Here is a 15,579-nt window from a genome sequence, read left to right as displayed (position 1 = left end):
TTTGCTTAACATTGTTAGACCACGCCCTTCGCTTGGTTTACTTGTTGTGTAAGGATTCGTCCTCGCAACCTCATTTTTAAGCCGCGCTCATAGGCTTGGAATGACCCACCAAGTTCTCGGTCGTCCTTTACGGTACGGCGATTTCTGCTATACTGCCCGCTCCAATAGGAACTCCTATGCCCAATATCATTAAAGACGAAGTCCGTAGGATCGCCAAGCGTGAGGTCAACGCGGCCACCAAGAGCCTCAAGAAGGATAACGCGAGGCTCAAACGGGATAATGCGGCCCTGAAGCGGAAAGTGGCGCAGTTGGAAAAGGCTGTGGAACGACAGAGAGCCTTCCTGGGGAAAGTGAGCCGGCAAAGCATCCAGGCTGACGAGAAGGTGCTGGAGAAGTCCCGCTTTACCAAGAACACCGTAGCGGCGCTCAGGAAGCGCCTTGGGCTGACGCGGGAGGAGTTTGCTCAACTGGTAGGGGCGCACAAGCAGGCTGTGTACCTGTGGGAGCGTGGTGTTGTGCCTAGGGATGCGCTGAAAGCCAAAATCCTGGGCCTGAGGAAGCTGGGAGCGAGGGAGGCCAGGGAGATTTTGGAGGGGTAGGGTAGGGTCCCCATTTTGCGAGGATTTTGCTACGGGCGTGTCCGCAAGTACCCCAATATACCCCATTGAATCCCGCACGGCCCACATCCAATAAAGTCAATGATTATGAGGACTTACGTGGATTTTCCCTTTAGCTACGGGACTTAGCTAAAACCCCCTTGAATGCCTCCGCAGGGCAGCGCTCTATCCGGGCTGAGCTATGGGCGCGCGCGCTCGTTGACGAGGGCTTGCGGAACAATCTTATCCTACCCGATTTTGGCCTTGGTGTCCATTTGGATGAGGGAGTCGAGAAGTTTCATGGGAGTAATTTAAATCCCCATCTCTCTCAGGGCAATATGCAGTGGACGAACCTTACCGCTATCAAGGATCAATTCCCTGGATCAACCCGCATAGCTCTTCCGCCTTTTCCTCGTCAAGCATGGAGAGGCGCGTGCACACTTCGTCAGCCGAATCTTGGTCGTCTATACGCGCGTAAGAGGCACCTAAGAAATAAAGAGCTTCCGGGTCGTTCGAGTAGCTCTCCAGCGATTTCTTGAGAGTCTCAACGGCTTCGTCCCATCGGCCTAGGTGGAAGAAAGCTTGCCCCAAAGGAGAAAGTTTCGACTGTTCAGAGCCTGTTAAAGCTTCCATTTCACGAACAACGTTCTCCCACTGGCCTTTCTCGGCGTAGTGGTCCGCCAAGAACGTGCGCAAGTAGCCTGCATCCGGATTAGCTTCTATGCCGCGCCGGCACACTTTAACGCCGTCCCCCCACTGATCCAGGATGAAGTGAATTCGAGCCAAATCCTCGTAACATTCAACAAACTCAGGGTCAAGAAGAATACACTGCTCAAATTCTTTAATAGCTTCCTCCCAGTTTTTCTCTGAAGCATATTCGGCACCAAGTCTCATGTGCGCCCAAGCACTTTTTGGATCTTCTTTGACTTCTTCCTTTGCGGATTGAGAGTGTTGCGAACGGGAGCGTTCCCAATATTGTTGATAATATTTGATCTGTTCTTGAAGGTCGAAATCCTCTCCTTTTAGATGCGCTTGAAACGCATCCAGGATGATGGCGGACATATCGTCGGGATGAAAGATGCCCATTTCATTAAAGTGCTGCGCCAAGCGGTCTCCGGCCCAAAGCCCCCAGTTGTTGCGCATCCACATGCCAAGGCCAAAGTGATACATAACCGTATCTGCGCCCGCGCGCATATTTTCTTTTTCTTCTTCTGGAAGTATCCAGTCAAGCTCCAAGAAACATTCCTCGAGATTCCTAGGGATGCGCATCGGGATCTCCGCGAACAATTCGCCCGCTGCTTCCTCGTCGAGTTCGCGGGCCGTGCGATAGTTCTCGATCGCCGCGTTGCGGTCACCGAACCTCAGGGCGATGAGGCCGAGGCCCACGTGCGCGTCGGCAAAATCAGGCTCGGACACGAGCGCTTTCTCGAACGATTCCTCCGCCGATATCCATTCCTTGCGTTTAAGATGAAGCCGCCCGAGGCCGCAGAAGGCCTCGGCGGAATCGGGCTCGGCCTCAAGACTTTTTTTAAACAGAGATGGGGCCTTTTCGACCTCGCCTCGATCAAGCAGAAGCATGCCTGCAAAAGTCGTGCGCTCAGATACAGAAAGCCATGCGAAGTCGGCGCCCTCAATCCACTCCGAGAGCGGAAGGATGCGCGTAAGCCGCGCGCGCTCTGCGAGAGTCTCCGCCGGAATCACGACCGCGCCGCGTTCGCCATCCGCCTCGATCGAGCTGACAAGGCCGATAGCGAGGCCGTGCTCATTGGCTGCCGGGAATCCTTCGGTCAGTTCGCGCCCGCCGGGAGTCAAAAGCTTGAGGAACTTCCTCGAGTCGCTCATGCGGAAGCTGCCCGTGCATTTCGTTTCCGTGATCTGCATTAGGCCGTTGCGGGTTGAGACGAGATACACCTTGCCGGAGTGCTCGAATTCCTCGAAGGAAGGAAACTCTTCCAAGTCGCCGCGCTCGGACAGGCCCGGTGCATGAAGCTCTACGACGTTCGCTTCGAGGCTTTCTGCAACGATACCCTCCACCGGGTATGCCTTGTCGTCAGGTGCGTGCGCTTCACATCTTGCCGCGCTTTCAAGAAGGCTCCGCACCGTGAGCAGGGTTTCGTGGCCGATCCGCAGGCCGAGACCCTCCGACGAAAGATTGCCGTCCGCGTCGAAGCATCGCACCTCAACGACGGCTGCCGAAAGCTCTCCCAAGCGGGTATCAACGCAGGAGGAAAGCTCCGTTGCCATTGCGGATATGACGGCTGCCGCGCCGATAACCGGGAAAACCAAAAACGCTTTAATCCGCACCATGTTTAAGTTTCTATCCTGTCTCTATGGTAGCGCATACCACTACATGAAAAAAATCGGCGAATGTTCCCCTACACCACTACCAACTCCTTCGGATAGCGCGTCAGATTCTCGACTCGGCCCTTCGGGCCGACGGCGACGACGTCCTCGATCCGGACGCCGCCCTTGCGGGGGAGATAGATGCCCGGCTCGACGGTGAAGACCATCCCCGGCTCGACGCGCTCTTTGCCTTTCGTGGACACGGTGGGCGCCTCGTGGATGTCGAGGCCCACGCCGTGGCCGAGACCGTGGCCGAAGTTTTTCGCGTATCCGCACTTCCTGATGTAGTCGCGCGCGAGCGCGTCCACCTTCTTCATCGGCATGCCGGGGCGCACGCCCTCTATGGCGCGGCACTGGGCGTCGAGGACCGTCCGGTAAATTTTCTTCGCCTCCGCCGTCGGGCGCCCCACGTGGAAGGTGCGCGTCGTGTCGCTGCAATATCCGTGAAGAAGCGTCCCGAAGTCCACGATGACGAACTCGCCCCTGCGGATTTTCCTGTTCGAGGCGACGCCGTGCGGCAGGGCGCCCCGCGGCCCCGAGGCGACGATGGTGTCGAAGGAGACGCCCTCGCCGCCGCCGCGGCGCATGAGGTATTCCAGCTCGGCGGCCAGGTCGCTCTCCCGCACGCCGGGGCGGATCCGCGGAAGAAGTTTCTCCAAGGCGCGGCAGGCGATGCGTAGCGCGGCGCGCAGCGTGTCCACCTCCGCCTCGTCCTTGACCATGCGCAGCCGCTCGACCGCGCCGCGAAGCGTCCGGAAGCGGAGGCGGCCGCCGCGCGCGAGTTTTCTCATGGCGGCGAGCGTCGAAAGCGTCATGTGCCCGCCCTCGACGCCCACCGAGCGGAGGCGGCGCTTCCGCATGAATTGCACGACGCTTTCCAGATAGTCGCGCTCGACCTCGACGAAGCGGCTTCCCTTGACCTCGCTCTTCGCCTGCGTTCGGTAGCGGAAATCGCTGAAGAAAAAGCTTGCATCCTGCGCAACCAGCATCATCGCCGTCGTGCCCGAGAAGCCCGAGAGGTAGCGGATGTTCTTGAGGTTCGTGACGAGGAGCGCGTCCGCGCCTCCGGGCTTGAACACTGCCTCGCGCAGACGCCTGAGGCGCGCGCGGAGAACGCGCCGGGAGAGACGTTCTTTCGTTTTGCGCATGGCCGGTTTCTTCGCCCCTACTCGATCGGGATCTCGTACGACGCGACCGTGTCGCCCTCGAAAGTCACGAGGTATTCGCCGCGGCCGCAAAAGGCAGCGTAGCGGTGTTTCTCGACGCTGCCGTCCTCTGTCACGAGAAGATTTTTCGAGGTCGGCTCGCCGAGGGCCGCCCAGACCATGGGCCGCGTCATGCCGACGCGCAGTTTCCGCTCGCGCACCAGGGCCTTGTCCTCTTCGCTCCAGCCGTGGGTCTCTTCGAGGGGAGCTTCGCTGAAGAGCCGGGCGAACGCGGCGTCGAATTGTTCTTTGTTTTCGGCTTCGAGGTGCACCGAAACGTAGGTCCCTTTTTCCACGAAGCAGGGATTTTGAGGAAAAAGGCGGACGGAAAACCGGGTCGCGCTTCGCCGGACGAACGTTCCGAACCGCACTTTGTCGTTCACGACGGCGACGACCCGCACCGCCCGCCGTCCAACTCCGACCTGTTGCACATGCGACGCACCCGCCGGAAGCGCGTAGAACTTTCCGATCTTTTTCGTTTTCTGAAACCACCCCGTGATCTTTCCCATCCGGCGCCACTCCTTCGGCATCCTCGTGTAAACGCCTTCCGCGGTAAGCAGCGTGTTGGCGCGCGTCGTTTTGAATTTGAATGTGAACAGCAAGGTTTTGCTCCCGCGGATCACCGTCACGTTTCGCTTCAAATGGTACTCTTTTCCCTGGAACGATTCGTAGTGCGCGCGGGAAATCTCCTCGGCCACGGCGCACGAGAAGGGCAGGACGCAGAGAAGCGCGCCGACCCACGGTATCGTTTTAAGGCGGGAAGCCTGCAAGAAAATGGCTACAGGTGGCCTTGGAGTTTGATGGCCGCCTTGCGGTTTTCGTAGCGGGCGCGGCCCAGGTTGCCTTCCGCGGAAAGAAGAGATACGACGAGGAAGTCCTCGTTGATGCGGTTGATGACCACCATGGCCTCATCGGTCGCGACGATGACCTCGCGCGTGTCCTTGAGGCCGATGTCCACGTTCGTCGAGGCGACGTTCTTGAAGAGCGTGCTGTACTCGGCGGAGAGGAGCTCCTCCTCGAAGACGGGGCACTCTTCCTTGGGGCGAATGACGCGCTCGATGGGCAGGCCGTCCATCCCGAGGATGCTCACCATGATGACGCCGTCGGTGCGCTCGAAAAGTTCTTCCAAAACGGTTATGAGCATGGGCTACGCCATTTTTTTCTCCCGCTCGACGACCGATAGCCACCGTCTGAGAGCCGCGGCTTTTTGGCTGCGGTCAGGGTCGTGCAGGACGGAGATGTCCGCAAGGAGTTTTTCCTGCTCTCCGAAATTCCTCTCAAGCGCCACGGGCTCGGGCGCGGGAGGCTCCTCGCTTTCCCGCTCTTTAAGAAGGGCGTCGAGGCGCGCCCGGTAGCGGGGATTGGCCGGGTCTTCACGGAGGAGGCGCTCGTAGATTCCCGCGGCCTTATCGAGAAGACCCTGCCCCACGTAAAGCTCCGCGAGTGTTTCGGTCGCCAGTTCTTCTCCCTCGAGCTTCCCCGTGTCCGCCGTAGAGGGCGCACTGGGCGGAGGCGCACCCGCTTCAAGCGCTTCGTCCACCTCCGTGTCGTAGAGCTCGTCAAACGACATCTCCGGTGCGGCGGAGGGCGCGCCAGCGCGGAATTCTTCCTGCGGAAGGCTTTCCGCGGAGACCTCCGCCGCGGCGACTTCGCCCTCCGGCGGTGTTTCCGAAGCAGCCGTTTGCGCCTGCTCATCGGTCGTGGCTTCTTGTGCGGTTTCCTCGGCTCCGGTCAGCCGCACCTCGCACTGTGCGGCAAGGGCCTCGATGTCGCGGTCCAGGGGGTTTAACTCTTTCACCATGCGGTAACGCTCGAGGGCGAGGCCGAATTTTCCCTGCTCGCGGTAGAGGTCGCCGAGGGCGCGGTTCGCCACGAGGTTCGCGGGCGAGAGGGTGAGGGCCTGCTCGAGGGCTTTGCCCGCCTCGTCGCGCTTTTCCAGGCCGAGGAGCGCGCGCCCCAAGGTCACGTGGGCCGACGCGTACTGCGGGTGGTGCTTGAGCCCATCGCGGCACACTTCGACCGCTTCTTCCAATTTCCCCGTGCGGCGGCAGCTTTCGGCCAATTGGGCGAACACCCGCGAGGTGGGGTCCTGCTTCCACCGCGCGCGGAGCGATTCAAGTATTTTTTCCTCGTCTTTCGGCATGCCGTGTGTCGTTTGTTCCGCCGCGTTCCCTTCCCAAAGCGTGACTGCTTATGAGGAGAGATTCGCCCTCAGTGGGACAATGTACATTGTATCGAGGCGCCCTTCCTTGTGTCAAGAATGAGGGCTGTCCGCGCCTTGTGGTAGAATACGCCATGGCGCGCCGCAGCCCGTCCTCTCGCCCCGCATGGGAAAATCCTCTCGTCGCGCGCTACGCGAGCGAGGCCATGCTTCGCGTCGTTTCGGACGACTTCAAGTACACGACGTGGAGAAAACTGTGGGTGGCCCTCGCCGAGGCGCAGCGCTCGCTGGGGCTCTCTATCTCGAAGCGGCAGATTGCCGCGCTCCGGCGCAGGATCGGGGACGTGGATTACCGGGCCGCCGCGCGCTACGAGCACCGTTTCCGGCACGACGTGATGGCGCACCTGAACGCCTTCGGCGACCAGGCCCCCGGGGCCAAGGGGATTCTGCACCTGGGCGCGACGAGCGCCTACGTTACCGACAACGCCGAGCTCATCCAGGCGCGCGAGGCCCTCGGCCTGATCGAGGCGCGCCTCCTCGACGAGATGCGGGCGCTCCGGGACTTCGCCCGGAGGCACCGCTCGCTTCCCGCCCTCGCCTACACGCACTTCCAGCCCGCGCAGCCCACGACGGTCGGCAAGCGCGCCTGCCTCTGGCTGCAGGACCTCGTGATGGATTTCCGCGCGCTCGAACACCTGGCGTCGCAGACGGCGTTCCTCGGGGTCAAGGCCGCCACTGGGACGCAGGCCAGTTTCCTCGCCTTGTTCAAGGGGAGCCACGCCAAGGTGAAGGCGCTCGACGCGAAGGTGGCGCGGGCGTTCGGGTTTCCCAAGGTTTTTTCCGTGTCCGGCCAGACCTATACGAGGAAGTGGGACTACATTATGGCCTCGGCGCTTTCGGGCATTGCGCAGTCGGCCGCGAAGCTCGCGAACGACGTACGCCTTCTCCAGGGGCTCGGCGAGCTCGAGGAGCCGTTCGGGCGGGAGCAGGTCGGCTCCTCGGCCATGCCCTACAAGCGCAACCCGATGCGGAGCGAGCGGCTCTCGTCGCTCGCGCGGTTCACGATGGTGCTGGCCGAGAACACGGCGCACACGGCCGCCGGCCAGTGGCTCGAGCGCTCGCTCGACGATTCGGCGAACCGCCGCCTCGTGCTGCCGCAGCTGTTCCTCACCGCCGACGCCATGCTGGTTCTCATGCGGAACATCGTCGCGGGGCTTGCGGCGAACCGCGAGGTCATCGCGGCGCGCCTGCGCGAGGACGCGCCCTTCATGGCGACCGAGGGGATTCTGATGGCCGCCGTCAAGAAGGGCGGCAGCCGCCAGGTGCTCCACGAGAAGCTGCGCCGCCACGCCATGGCCGCCCGCATGCGCGTGCGACAAGGCGAGCCTTCGGACCTGCTCGAGCGCATCGCGAGCGACGAGTCCTTTCCGTTGGGCCGCAGGGAAATCGAGGCGCTCACGCATCCCCGGCACCTCGTGGGGCGCGCACCCGAGCAGGTATCGGAGTTCCTGCGCTCGGAGGTGGAGCCGATTTTGAGAAAACATCGCAGGCGGAAGGCACAGAAGGCCGACGTAAGCGTTTGAGAATGAGCGGCTTCATGAGACGTGCAGGCCGTTTCCCGGTGTTTCTTCTCACCGTCGCCGCGCTCGGTTTCCTCGCTTCCTGCTCGCCCGACAAGCCCGCCTTCGAAGGCCGCGCCGCGGTCATCGGCATCGACGGGGCCGACTGGGACCTGGTGCAGCGCTACATCGCCGAGGGGAAAATGCCCGCGCTCGCGCGGCTCCAGCGCGAGGGCGCCTCTGGAATTCTCGAGTCCATGGAACCCATGATATCGCCCGTCCTGTGGACGAGCCTCGCCACGGGCCTTCCCCCGGAAGAGCACGGCATCCTCACGTTCTGGAGGGACAACCGCGGGTTCGCCACGACCTCGGACCGCAAGGGAAGGCCCCTTTGGGTGCGCGTCTCGGAGGGCGGCGGGAGCGCGGGCGTCATCGGCTGGCTCATCTCGTACCCCGCCGAGAATATCCGGGGCTACGTGGTCTCCGACCGCACGGCGGTCATCTCGTTCCTGCGAAGCACCCCCACGGATATCAACCCGAAGGGCAAGACCCATCCTCCGGAATTGTTTCAAGAAATTCTTCCCCTCGTCGTGGAGCCGTCCTCGGTGAAAGACGAGGAGGTGCTTTCGCTGTTCGCTCTGGGGGGGGCGCCGGACGACTCCACCACGTGGGGCCACCTGCGCGCCATCGCGGCCCAGACGCGCACCTACGAGGCCGTGGCCCTCCGCATGCTCCGGCGCGAGAGCGTGAACCTGTTTGCGGTCTATTTCCAGGGCATTGATTCGGTTAGCCATCTCTGCATGGAGTATCTACCGCCGCGCCTGCCCCATGTCAGCGAGGAGGACGCGGCGCTCTACGGGGGCGCCATCGAGGCGTTCTACCGCCATCAGGACGCTGTCGTGGGGAGGATCTTGGAAAAATTGCCGCCCGACGCCACTGTCTATGTGGTTTCAGACCACGGCTTTCGCCACAGCCACGACCGCCTGACCCTGCCGGCCTCCATGGACGAGGGCTACGCCGACGCGTGGCACCGCAAGGAAGGTGCCCTTTTCGTGCGGGGGCCCGGGGTGCGCCCGGGGTTCCGCATCGAGGGCGCCACGATCTACGATTTCGCCCCGACGGTGCTCGACCAACTCGGCCTTCCCGCAAGCGATTTGCCGGGCCGCGCGCTTCGAGAAATTTTCTCAGACCCCGTCGGTGCAGGTGAAGCATCGGAGGAGCAGGCGCTTCGTGAGAAGCTTCAAAGTCTGGGCTACATCGGAGCCGGGGGCGAGCAGATTGCTCCTGCATCCAACCTCGGCCTCTCCTACGCGCGCCGCGGCGAATGGGCCAAGGCCGAGGAGCTTTACAGGGAAGCCCTTTCGGAAAACCCGAACGACTGGCTGACCCGCAGGCGGCTGGGCGAATGCCTGATCGCCCAGGAGCGCTTCGAGGAGGCGCTCGGGCAGTTCGAAAAAATCCTGGGTGCGAAGCCGCGCGACACGCAGGCTGCGCTGGGCTGGGCGGAGGCCGCCTCCGCCCTTGGGCGCCCCCAGGAGGCCCGCGCGCCTTTGGAGCGCGCCCTCGAGCGCCACGCGTACAACCCCGACCTTTATGCGGCGCTCGCCGAGGTTCTTCTCGCGCTTGGGCAGGAAGCCGAGGCGCACGAGCTCGCACGGAAGGCCCTTGAGCTTCATCCCGACCACGCCCGCGCGAAAGCCGCCTTGGGAAAAATGACAGATGAAGAATGACGGATGAAAAATGCCTTGACTGGTCATCGGTCATTCTTAACACCATGGCGTGGATTTCTCTGGGCCGCTTATCCGGTGCTGTGGTTCCATGCGCTCTGGCCTTACTCGATGGCGCAGGCGCCCGTCATCGGCAACCTCTTGGGCTGGGGCCTTGCGGGCGTTGTGCTTTACGCCCTCACGCACAGCCTGTGCCGTAAAGTCGCTGTGACGAGCGAACGTGGCCACGGTTGGAGCTTTCCGGCGCTCGCCCTCCTGGGATGGCTTCCCCTGCTCGCCCACTGGGCAGGCTTCCCGCTTTTTCGAATCCTCGCTCCATTGGTTTCTTCGGACGCGCCGGCCCTCGGCTTGTGGCATGCGGCGTTTCTGGCGCCGCCCATGCTCTGTTGGGCATGGTGGGGATCCCGAGCACTCGCTTCCGGCGGGCCCCCCACGCAGGCTGTGCTCCTTGGCGCCTCGCTGGGCGCGTTGGCCGCCCATGTCGCGCTCAGCTTGGTGGGCGCGCTCTGGGCGCAGGGCGCGCTTACGCTTTTCCATGTCCTGACGCTCGCTCAGGCGGAAAAATCTTCCGATTTGCCAAGCGGCAAGGTAGTGGCGCAGCGCATTGTGCCCCTGTTTTTCGGAGTAGCGGCTGGGTTGACCCTCGCCCTCTTCCATCGTCTGTTCACGGTGGCTTCCTCCTCGTGGGCCTACCCGGGAGCGGCGCTCTGGGCCGGCGCGTTTTTGGGAATGGCCTGGAGCCGCGGGCGAGTCCTGGAACAAGAAAAAAGCCTGCCGGGTTCCGCGGCGCGCTTCGCCCTGGCTTCGCTCGCCCTTGCCGTTCTCGCCGCTTATGCGGGGCGGGGCCTTGCGTTTTCGCTTGGAGAGCCCCGCAGTGCCATGACCGCGCTGGTCTTAGTGCCGGCGGCGGCCTTCCTGACGGCGGCCGTAAGCGTCAGGCTGGCCTCCTGCGCTGCGGGGCGAAACGGCGCCGCCTTCTGCGGAGGCGCCGCGGCGGGGGCGCTCGCGTTATTGTTTTTCCTTCTTCCGACGCTGGGAGCGCTGCGCGCGGCGGCGGTGCCGGCGCTCGTCGCCCTCCTTGCCGCATTTTTCGGGAAGCGATTTGCTTCTTCCTCTATAAGAATGGAGCGTGTATTCGCCGCACTTGCGTTTGCCGCTGCGCTCGTCTGGCTCGCTAGGCCGCCGATTCCCAAGCCCGTTTTTTTTTCCGGCATGGACGCGGCCGGTGCCGTGCAGAGCGTGACGGGCGCCTGGGAAGACGCGGAGCACTCGGTCGGGCTGTGGGTGGACTGGCGCGGAGAGCGCCATGTGGCCGTGGACGGCGATCTCGGCATCCCCTACGGCAACACGTACCTTGCAAGCGTCGCCCCGATTCTCGCCCACGGCGAAGCGCGCCGCGCCGCGCTCATCTGGCCGCGGAACGCGCTCACGGCGGCCGGAGTGCTTGAGGCCGGCGGCGTCGAGGCGCTCGCGCTCGTGTTTCCTTCCCCGGCGTGGACGCGGGGGGCCTCGGAAATTCTTTCCTTCTCCCATCCGAAAACGGGCGTGGATGTGCAAACGGGAAATTTCGCCCTTTGGGCGGCGCGGCAGGGAGGGTTTGCCCCGGCAAAGTCGGGGTTCGACGTGGTGCGTCTCCCTCCGGCGAACGGCATGACGGCTCACCATCCTTTTTTGGGTGAGGAATTTTTGCTCCATGTCCGAGGTGCCGTGCGCCGAGATGGTTTTGTTGTCCAGTCCGTGAGAATGGATCTCTTCGGCCGAGCTGCTCTCCGACAATTCCTCCGGGCCTACACGGACGCTTTTCCGAACCTCTATAGCTGGAGTTTCGCCGACCCGGAGGTAGTCATGTCGGGCGTGTTGGCGCCGCGCCCCTTCAGCTACAAACGCCTTGTGGAGGAGCGCTTCATCGATTCGCCGCTGAACAGGCGCCTCGCCGACTACCGGATGGCCGTTCCCTACAACATCCTGGAGAACGTGGTTGACGGCCGCGAGTCGATTCTCCCGCTTGTGGCCGGGGTGAGGCCGTTGTGCGGCGCGGGGGTGCCCTGGCTCGCGCTCCGCCGTCCCGCCGAGGACCGAAACGAGCTGTATTTCAGCGATGAAAACAAAGGTCCTTTTCGCATTCCCCTCAAGGGCTATTGCCACCGAGGGCTCGGCCGCGTGAACTGTCCGTCGATGGCGGCGGAGGTGGAGCTTCCGCGGGGGTGGAGCGTCTCGTTCGAGGGCCTCGAGTGGAGGAAAGGCAACGAGTGGAGGAGAGGCATCGAGTGGGGGAAAGGCAACGAGGTCGTCAAAATTGTCGCCCTGCGCGCACCCGGCGGCGGCGAGTGGCGATTGACCGTTCTCCTGCCGCAGGAACTTGACCTTTCGCATCACCTTATCGGGCAACTCCAAGGTTCGCTCCTTGAGAACGGAAACGCCGTCTTCGGCGACGTGCCCGGCCTTTGGGCGCTGGAAAAGGTTCACGACCGCCTGCACGCCGTGGGCGTTGCCGAGTGTCCGGAAAGCGATTTTGTCTACGCCTTCGATTACCTGGCCGCCCCCGGCGAATCTTCCCAACCCGCCCTCGACGCCATGCGCTTCGTCCGCTGGCGGTGTTTTCCCGCCGAGCCTTGAGTTCTGGGATAACTTGACATGCCCCCGCAACGTGCGTTACAAAGATAACCTCCTTGTTTTGAGCAAGTAAACCAATGGGAATTGAAAACCCGCTTTTTCGAGGTGCCGCCGTGGCGGTGGTCATCGCGGCCGCCGTGATTGTGATGTGGCAGCTTGGCCGTGTCCTGACCGCCTTTCAATTCGTCCGCTGGAACCGGCTCGTGAGCGTGCTTCAGGACTTCTCGAACGACCTGCGGAGCGACGGTTTTGAACCTTCACTCATTGTGGGTGTGGGAAAAGGAGGGGTTACCATCGCCGCTCTTATCGGGGGGCACTTCTCGGGGGCGTTCATCGTCGCGGTGCGGCGAAGCCGTAGACGCCATGGGGGGGGGCAGGACATCATTGAGGAGGGCTCGCCGCTCCAGCTCGCCTTGACGACGCTCGCGCCGAAAGCCGCCTCCGCGAACGTCCTGCTCGTCACGGACGTAGCCCACTCGGGCAACACGTTTGAGCGCTACCGCGAGGCGCTTCACCAAATGAGATTCACCCAGGTGCGCACCTTCTCCTACTGCGTTCGCCGGGGCATAAGCTACGCGCCCGACTACTACATGGTGCGCACCTCGCGCAAGCTCGCGTTTCCCTGGGAAACGCTTTCCTTTTCCAGGAAAAAGCGGCGGCGGTAGGCGCGCCGAACGAGACCATTTCCGCCCCCGGCACGTCGGGGCTGCGTCTCCAGACCGGAACGTGGGCAAGCTTTGGGGGAAGGCAGCTTGAATGTCCAGGCGGGAAGTGATAATCTTATAGGAAAGATACGTTCCTAATGCCGCACTAACCATGATTCAGGATGTGACCCTTCACGGGCACATTACGCCCAACATCGAGTGCTACGCCGTCGTTGCGGGCCGCAACGTCGCTGACCGCTACTTCTACGAGCAGCACGCGAAAGAGTCGGGCATGACCTTTAGGGTTTTTTCCTCGGGGTTCGAATTTGCCCTCACGCCCGAGGGGCTGCGTTACAATGGTCCCGGCGGAAGCGTCGGCGAGTATATGTTCGGCGTCGATCAGCCCGTCCGGGATCTGGTCAAGAAGGAAGTGCTGAACCGCCTCGTAATGTTCGGAACGTACTACGGCCGGGACAAGCGCAAGCTCGTCTTTTCCAACCAGAGCAAGGGCTCGGAGAACTACCACACCGTGTTCATGGAGGGCAACGCCGTCGCCAATTACTACGTTTTGATTCCGAGTTCCTTCGAGGGGGAGATCCGCCACCGCCAGGAGTACATCCTCCGCAAAGTGGGAAAGACGCTCAAGCGGACGCCGCTCGTGGGAAGGCAGGACGACGTCGCCCTCGCCCACGCGATTCACGAGGCGCTCGAAGAACAGGACACCGTGTTGTACCTTTTCCGACTCGTGAACCTCATCCACATGCGCTACCGGAACTCCTTCCTTGAAGTCTACAAGGCGCACGCCTTTCCCAAGGACGAGGACATGCGCCTGCTGGAAGACCTCGCGGCAGAGCTCGGCGTCGAGCACTACCAGCAGCAACGCATCCGGATGGACGTTATCTACAAGCACGAGGAGAATCAGAAGCTCGTCGAGACCTACAAGGACGTGCTCATCGCGAGCGCGAAGGAGGGCCTCACGAGAACGCATCAGGCGCGCCTCCAGCGGCTGCGGACGCTCAGCCTCCGCCACAACGTCCCGTCCAGCCTTCTCGACATACTCGACGAGCTGCTCCTGGAGGAAGATACCCGCGTCGCCCACATCGGGGAAGAGGCGGACTATGTCGAGCGCACGCGCCAGATTCTCGAAAGCCTTTTCCTCGGCGACCAGGCGCCGCACACCGGCATCACGGCGCACGACATCAAGGAACTCCTGATGGCGAAGCGCCGCGCCACGGAAGAGCACAACAATCTTTTCGAGCAGGTGCTTCTCGACACGGGCCGCGCATGCGACGAGGCCGCCGCCGAGAGCGGCGACCTCGCCCCACTCGAAAATCTCGGCAACGTGGTCACCTATCTCGACCGCTTCGACTCGACTCTCGCGAACGTCAACCAGCTCGCCTTTATGGACGGCGCCACCCTGCCCGAGGACAAGGTGCGCAGCCTCCTTGGGAACAAGAAGGTTATCGACGAGCTGGAGCCGGGCCTTTTCGAGGCCCTCTTTCTGAAACCCCTAGTGGAGAACAAGTACGTGCCGCTTTATGGACGGCGGAAGGTCGCGACCCTGCGGGACGGCCTCAAGGACATCGAGGAAGGCGCAGCCTCGCTCGGCGATCTCGCAAACGCCATCGCGGAGCTCGCATCCGAGGAGCGCCTCTACCGCCTCGTGCACGAGACCGTCAAGCAGCACATCCGCAGCTTTTACTACTCCGACCTGCGGAACCGTGAGGCGATCGAAACGCTCCGTCAGGAGGTTTCCATGGAGCTCCGCCAGCGCGGCCTCCTCGAGGAGGACGTTCCAGTCGCGCTCTTTGACAAAGTCGTCCTCGACATCCGGAAAGAGGCCTTCTACGTCCAGCAACTCCTGCCCCAGATTATCGAGCGGAAGAACACTGCCCTGCGCGAGGACTTTATCCTCAACAGCGGCCTCGACCGCTTCTACATCGAAGAGCTCGAAAGCGAATACCTGCGCGCCGCCGACGTGAGCGAAACGGTGCTCGCCTCGCTGCGCGAGGCTGCCCTTTAATAATTTCCGACCCGAAGAAGGAGAATGCCATGCCCCGCTTGATGGAATACCTTCCCGAAAGCCACATCCTCATGAATTTGAAGGCCAAGGAGAAATTCGCGGCCATCGATGAAATGGTGCGGTTCCTCAAGGAGAAAAAGCTCCTCGAGGACGCGGACGACGCGCTTGAGCTGCTGCGCCAGCGCGAAGAAATCTACTCCACGGGTATCGGCCGCTCGCTCGCCGTGCCGCACGCGCTGTCCAAGAAAATCGAGAAAACGATTCTGGCCCTGGCGTTTATCAAGAAAGGCATTCCCTTCGATTCCATCGACCAGTCGCCTGCGCACTTCGTGTTTCTTCTCCTGGGGCCCGAGGAAAACCAGCGGACGCACTTGCAAATTTTGGCCAAGATTGCGCGTTTCTTCCGCGACCGGGAGCTCCGCGACGAGCTCATGAAAACCAAAACGGCGAAGCAGCTACGCGACACGCTGGCGAAGTACGAAAAGAAGCACGGCGCGGACTAGATCACCGCAGTTTCGACCTGCAGGTCGCCTTCGGCGAAGCGCTCGAAGCGGAGCGGGTCGATGTCGAGATCTGATTTTCCGAGAAGAATTCGCTGGGCGAGCGCCTCGCACGCGGCGGGCGAGTGCATGATGCCGCGCCCCGAAAAGCCGCCCATCAGGTAGAACCCCTCGACGTCCGGAAGCGGCCCCACGATGGGGTGGCGGT

The 15,579-nt window shown here is 62.4% G+C and carries 13 protein-coding genes; 7 read left to right on the top strand and 6 right to left on the bottom strand.

Translation table 11 applies throughout. From position 1 onward, the window contains the following. Positions 1 to 176: 176 nt before the first annotated feature. A complete protein-coding gene (locus JSV08_03370; protein UCF81462.1) occupies positions 177 to 599 on the top strand; it encodes a helix-turn-helix domain-containing protein in 423 nt (140 codons plus the stop codon). A gap of 360 nt (positions 600 to 959) precedes the next feature. Here the strand turns inward: JSV08_03370 and JSV08_03365 are convergent, their stop codons facing one another. The 5 genes from JSV08_03365 to JSV08_03345 all read right to left on the bottom strand — a co-directional run bounded on the left by JSV08_03365 (position 960) and on the right by JSV08_03345 (position 6,287). Continuing rightward, on the bottom strand, positions 960 to 2,903 hold the full coding sequence (locus JSV08_03365) for a tetratricopeptide repeat protein (protein ID UCF81461.1): 1,944 nt from the start codon (positions 2,901 to 2,903) through the stop codon (positions 960 to 962). A gap of 68 nt (positions 2,904 to 2,971) precedes the next feature. Further along, the gene (locus JSV08_03360) at positions 2,972 to 4,087 is read right to left on the bottom strand and encodes an aminopeptidase P family protein (protein ID UCF81460.1); all 1,116 of its coding nucleotides are present in this window, start codon (positions 4,085 to 4,087) and stop codon (positions 2,972 to 2,974) included. Positions 4,088 to 4,104: 17 nt separating this feature from the next. Next, a complete protein-coding gene (locus JSV08_03355) occupies positions 4,105 to 4,914 on the bottom strand; it encodes a hypothetical protein (GenBank protein UCF81459.1) in 810 nt (269 codons plus the stop codon). Between the two features lie 8 nt (positions 4,915 to 4,922). Next, positions 4,923 to 5,288 carry a hypothetical protein gene (locus JSV08_03350; GenBank protein UCF81458.1) on the bottom strand — a complete coding sequence of 122 codons (366 nt, stop codon included), beginning with the start codon at positions 5,286 to 5,288 and terminating at the stop codon, positions 4,923 to 4,925. Positions 5,289 to 5,291: 3 nt separating this feature from the next. Then, positions 5,292 to 6,287 (bottom strand): tetratricopeptide repeat protein, encoded by a 996-nt coding sequence (locus JSV08_03345; protein ID UCF81457.1) that lies wholly within the window; start codon positions 6,285 to 6,287, stop codon positions 5,292 to 5,294. Between the two features lie 152 nt (positions 6,288 to 6,439). Here JSV08_03345 and JSV08_03340 point away from each other — a divergent pair, with 152 nt between their 5' ends. From JSV08_03340 to JSV08_03315, 6 genes are all read left to right on the top strand, one after another. Further along, positions 6,440 to 7,888 (top strand): adenylosuccinate lyase, encoded by a 1,449-nt coding sequence (locus JSV08_03340; protein ID UCF81456.1) that lies wholly within the window; start codon positions 6,440 to 6,442, stop codon positions 7,886 to 7,888. A gap of 14 nt (positions 7,889 to 7,902) precedes the next feature. Continuing rightward, complete coding sequence (locus JSV08_03335) at positions 7,903 to 9,594, top strand: alkaline phosphatase family protein (protein ID UCF81455.1); 1,692 nt, start codon at positions 7,903 to 7,905, stop codon at positions 9,592 to 9,594. Positions 9,595 to 9,669: 75 nt separating this feature from the next. After that, positions 9,670 to 12,207, top strand: coding sequence for a hypothetical protein (locus JSV08_03330; protein ID UCF81454.1), 2,538 nt, complete (start codon positions 9,670 to 9,672; stop codon positions 12,205 to 12,207). A gap of 74 nt (positions 12,208 to 12,281) precedes the next feature. Beyond that, a complete protein-coding gene (locus tag JSV08_03325; protein ID UCF81453.1) occupies positions 12,282 to 12,869 on the top strand; it encodes a hypothetical protein in 588 nt (195 codons plus the stop codon). Between the two features lie 151 nt (positions 12,870 to 13,020). Then, positions 13,021 to 14,871, top strand: a complete 1,851-nt coding sequence (locus tag JSV08_03320; protein ID UCF81452.1) for a TIGR04442 family protein — start codon at positions 13,021 to 13,023, stop codon at positions 14,869 to 14,871. Positions 14,872 to 14,900: 29 nt separating this feature from the next. Further along, positions 14,901 to 15,374 (top strand): PTS sugar transporter subunit IIA, encoded by a 474-nt coding sequence (locus JSV08_03315; GenBank protein UCF81451.1) that lies wholly within the window; start codon positions 14,901 to 14,903, stop codon positions 15,372 to 15,374. Here JSV08_03315 and JSV08_03310 read toward each other — a convergent pair. After that, positions 15,371 to 15,579: FAD-binding oxidoreductase (locus JSV08_03310; GenBank protein ID UCF81450.1), on the bottom strand; the 209-nt coding region annotated here is incomplete at its 5' end. The two genes, JSV08_03315 and JSV08_03310, sit on opposite strands and share 4 nt — an antisense overlap.

Source organism: Acidobacteriota bacterium (assembly GCA_020349885.1).
GTDB lineage: Bacteria > Acidobacteriota.
The sequence above is the reverse complement of the archived record's forward strand: the minus strand, read 5'-3'. Positions and strand labels throughout refer to the sequence as shown.

Coding starts and splice junctions, on each gene's coding strand:
- JSV08_03360 (UCF81460.1), bottom strand. CDS start 4,087: ATGCGCAAAACGAAAGAACGTCTCTCCCGGCGCGTTCTCCGCGCGCGC.
- JSV08_03340 (UCF81456.1), top strand. CDS start 6,440: ATGGCGCGCCGCAGCCCGTCCTCTCGCCCCGCATGGGAAAATCCTCTC.
- JSV08_03365 (UCF81461.1), bottom strand. CDS start 2,903: ATGGTGCGGATTAAAGCGTTTTTGGTTTTCCCGGTTATCGGCGCGGCA.
- JSV08_03325 (UCF81453.1), top strand. CDS start 12,282: ATGGGAATTGAAAACCCGCTTTTTCGAGGTGCCGCCGTGGCGGTGGTC.
- JSV08_03370 (UCF81462.1), top strand. CDS start 177: ATGCCCAATATCATTAAAGACGAAGTCCGTAGGATCGCCAAGCGTGAG.
- JSV08_03320 (UCF81452.1), top strand. CDS start 13,021: ATGATTCAGGATGTGACCCTTCACGGGCACATTACGCCCAACATCGAG.
- JSV08_03315 (UCF81451.1), top strand. CDS start 14,901: ATGCCCCGCTTGATGGAATACCTTCCCGAAAGCCACATCCTCATGAAT.
- JSV08_03345 (UCF81457.1), bottom strand. CDS start 6,287: ATGCCGAAAGACGAGGAAAAAATACTTGAATCGCTCCGCGCGCGGTGG.
- JSV08_03335 (UCF81455.1), top strand. CDS start 7,903: ATGAGACGTGCAGGCCGTTTCCCGGTGTTTCTTCTCACCGTCGCCGCG.
- JSV08_03350 (UCF81458.1), bottom strand. CDS start 5,288: ATGCTCATAACCGTTTTGGAAGAACTTTTCGAGCGCACCGACGGCGTC.